Source organism: Ruegeria sp. AP12 (assembly GCF_056540025.1).
In genome coordinates this window covers 1-2226 of the sequence record NZ_JBQFVZ010000028.1, presented here as the reverse complement: position 1 = coordinate 2226, position 2226 = coordinate 1, and the positions used below count along the sequence as shown (strand labels likewise).

General features: G+C 57.7%; 2 protein-coding genes. Both read left to right on the top strand.

Annotated elements, in window-relative coordinates; genetic code table 11:
* The first annotated feature begins 305 nt into the window (after positions 1–305).
* Positions 306–1499: an ADP-forming succinate--CoA ligase subunit beta gene (gene sucC / locus ACR0E6_RS20840; protein WP_170378977.1), complete on the top strand. Its 1194-nt coding sequence runs from the start codon at positions 306–308 to the stop codon at positions 1497–1499.
* A gap of 84 nt (positions 1500–1583) precedes the next feature.
* On the top strand, positions 1584–2226 hold a 643-nt coding region (sucD, locus tag ACR0E6_RS20835), incomplete at its 3' end, for a succinate--CoA ligase subunit alpha (RefSeq protein WP_480586881.1).

Here is a 2226-nt window from a genome sequence, read left to right as displayed (position 1 = left end):
CAGCATTTGTGAATTTGAAACCGGCCCCTGAGCGGGCCGGTTTTCTTTTGGGTCCCGCGCGACGGGTGCGAGGATGTTGGCGCAAACGTTACAAATCTCACTTATGAATGTGATTTCCTTGTACGAACCCATACAATCGAATCAAACTTACGCTCGCCGCATGCTTTGTGATCACACCCCAAAAACCTGTGATCACAAATACTGAAAATCTTCGACAATTTCCCGTGACAGGTCAAAAAACTCTTTAAACTTGACCCTTAGACACCCCTATAACGGGGTAATCGTAGTCAGACGGGACAGTTTCGATGAATATTCACGAATATCAGGCCAAAGCTCTTTTGCGCAGCTATGGCGCTCCGGTCTCCGACGGTCGCGCGGTTCTGCGCGCCGAGGAAGCCAAAACCGCAGCCGGTGAACTGGACGGCCCTCTTTGGGTTGTTAAGGCCCAGATCCATGCAGGTGGACGTGGCAAGGGCAGCTTCAAAGAGGCAGACGCAGGTGAAAAAGGCGGTGTCCGTCTGACCAAGTCGGTGGAAGAAGCAGCCGAGGAAGCAAAGAAGATGCTGGGTCGCACTCTTGTCACCCACCAGACTGGCCCCGCGGGCAAGCAGGTCAACCGCATCTATATCGAAGCCGGTTCCGGCATTGAGCGTGAACTGTACCTGGCCCTGCTGGTGGATCGCCAGACCAGCCGCATCTCTTTTGTCTGCTCGACCGAAGGTGGCATGGATATCGAAGAAGTGGCCGCGTCCACGCCCGAAAAAATCCTGTCCTTCTCGGTGGACCCTGTAACCGGCTATCAGGCCTATCACGGCCGCCGCATCGCGTTCTCGCTGGGTCTGGAAGGCGCGCAGGTCAAGCAATGCGTGCGCCTGATGGGCATCCTCTACAAAGCCTTCGTTGAGAAGGACATGGAGATGCTGGAGATAAACCCGCTGATCGTCTCAGACAGCGGCGAACTCAAGGTGCTGGACGCCAAGCTGGGCTTTGACGGCAACGCGGTTTACCGCCACCCAGACATCGCCGAGCTGCGCGACGAGACCGAGGAAGACCCCAAGGAACTCGAAGCCTCCAAGTACGACCTGAACTACATCGCTTTGGATGGTGAGATCGGCTGCATGGTCAACGGTGCTGGTCTGGCGATGGCGACCATGGACATCATCAAGCTGTATGGCGCCGAGCCTGCCAACTTCCTCGACGTGGGCGGTGGCGCGACCAAAGAGAAAGTGACCGAGGCGTTCAAGATCATCACATCGGACCCGAACGTCAAAGGCATTCTAGTCAACATCTTCGGCGGCATCATGCGCTGCGACGTCATCGCCGAGGGCGTAGTCGCCGCGGTGAAAGAGGTCGGCCTGCAGGTTCCGCTGGTCGTGCGTCTGGAAGGCACGAATGTCGAGAAGGGCAAAGAGATCATCAACACCTCTGGCCTGGACGTGATCGCAGCGGACAACCTGAAAGACGGTGCCGAGAAGATCGTGAAGGCTGTGAAAGGCTAAGCCCAATTCCGTGGAGTGGGTTTCGCCCCACTTTTCCGAAGAATTCTGGCAGGCCTTGGCCCGCCTAAAATAGGAGAACGCCAAATGGCAGTCCTCATCGACGAAAATACCAAAGTGATCTGTCAGGGCTTCACCGGCTCGCAGGGCACATTCCACTCTGAACAGGCCATCGCCTACGGCACCAAGATGGTCGGCGGCGTGACCCCCGGCAAAGGCGGGATGGAGCATCTGAGCCTGCCCGTGTTCAACTCGGTCCACGAGGCCAAGCATGTGACCGAAGCCAATGCCTCGGTGATCTATGTTCCGCCGCCTTTCGCGGCTGACTCGATCCTCGAAGCGATTGATGCCGAGATGGAAGTGATCGTCTGCATCACCGAAGGCATCCCGGTTCTGGACATGATGAAGGTGAAGCGCGCGCTGGAAGGTAGCAAATCGCGCCTGATCGGCCCGAACTGCCCCGGCGTCATCACACCTGACGCCTGCAAGATCGGCATCATGCCCGGCCACATCCACAAGCGTGGCTCGGTCGGCGTTGTGTCCCGTTCGGGCACTCTTACCTATGAGGCCGTCAAGCAGACCACCGATGTGGGTCTGGGCCAGTCCACGTGCGTTGGTATCGGCGGCGACCCGATCAAAGGCACCGAGCATATCGACGTGCTGGAATGGTTCCTGGCCGATGACGAGACCGAGTCGATCATCATGATCGGTGAGATCGGTGGCTCGGCCG